At 43.9% G+C, this 392-nt stretch carries 1 pseudogene; it reads left to right on the top strand.

Annotated features, from left to right (window positions below):
• Positions 1-392: pseudogene (locus tag FC85_RS15850) on the top strand (RNA-guided endonuclease TnpB family protein); the annotation flags it as partial.

The raw sequence follows: 392 nt of genomic DNA, 5'->3' as shown, positions 1-392 counted from the left end.
GCTAAGATTTATGTCATCAAAGATAAAATTTTGCCCGGCTTCTTACGCGATGTTTATGGGATCGACAAGTGGGATGGTAAGGTCGTCCCAATTCACTCACAAGCGTTACGTGATGAGTTTTTGGTTACTGTGATGACTAATTTCGGTGAGTACCGTAGGGTACTCAAAAAAGCTGCCAAGATGACCGATAAAGAGAAGCAAGCCTACCGGAGCAATTGTGATCGAAACAATCCACAGCACCGGTCTTGGTATCGCAAAGGGTCACTATCTTATCTTCGCAGTGGTGCTAGTCATAAAACCGTTGCCTTGCCTGATAACGGTCAAATTGAGGTGCGATCACCGCACTGGATTAAGATTCAAGATTATGGCGAAATTCAAGTGGTTGAGAATAT

This window comes from Lentilactobacillus diolivorans DSM 14421, from assembly GCF_001434255.1.
Classification (GTDB): domain Bacteria; phylum Bacillota; class Bacilli; order Lactobacillales; family Lactobacillaceae; genus Lentilactobacillus; species Lentilactobacillus diolivorans.
The sequence above is the reverse complement of the archived record's forward strand: the minus strand, read 5'-3'. Positions and strand labels throughout refer to the sequence as shown.